1 protein-coding gene is annotated in these 704 nt (G+C 71.7%); it reads right to left on the bottom strand.

Features of this window, described 5'->3' with window-relative positions; translation table 11 throughout:
• On the bottom strand, positions 1-593 hold a 593-nt coding region (locus H0487_RS22775), incomplete at its 3' end, for a vWA domain-containing protein (protein WP_183096456.1).
• Between the last annotated feature and the right edge of the window lie 111 nt (positions 594-704).

Below are 704 nucleotides of genomic sequence, written 5' to 3'. Positions count from 1 at the left end.
GGGGCGAAGTGGACGGCGCGCGCCGAACGCATCCGGGCCAGCTTCTGGGAGTTCAGCGCCATCGCGTCCTTGGTCTTGCCGCGGCCGTAGGTCACCGACGCGCCGGCGGCGACGCCGAGCGACGCCCCGACCTCGATCGCGTCCTGGTCGGCGCCCATGTAGAGGAACTGCCAGGCGTAGTCGCTGGTCTGCTGCTCGACCAGCGCCTTGATCGCCGGGTGGGTCCACTCCTGGCTGGCGTTCTCGTAGCCATCGGTCATGATCGCGACGATGACGGTGCCGGGCCGCTCGTCCTCGGGCCGGGCGGCGAGCTCGGCGCCGGCCGCCGTGATCAGCCGGCCCATCGCGTCGAGGAGCGCGGTCGAGCCGCGGGGCTGGAGGTCGAGGGGCGGGACGTCGACGAGCGGACGGCCCGAGTAGACGACCTCGTAGTCGTTGTCGAACTGCGCGAGGGTGACCCGGCACTCGCCGGCCGCCGCGCGCTGCTCCTCGATGAAGGCGGCGAAGCCGCCCTCGGTGTCCGCCTTGATCGACTGCATCGACCCGCTCCGGTCGAGCAGGAAGTAGAGGTGCGTGAGGTCCGCTCGCGTCATGGTCACTCCGTCCCCGGAGCGACCCTTCGGCCACCCCGTCTAGTAGAGGTCGTCCTGTCGGAATCGCCTGCTGCGCGGCGCTCGGCAGGCGCCTGGCGGCGTTGTCGTCGG

The sequence above is a fragment of the Nocardioides stalactiti genome (assembly GCF_014180715.1).
Lineage (GTDB): Bacteria > Actinomycetota > Actinomycetes > Propionibacteriales > Nocardioidaceae > Nocardioides > Nocardioides stalactiti.
The sequence above is the reverse complement of the archived record's forward strand: the minus strand, read 5'-3'. Positions and strand labels throughout refer to the sequence as shown.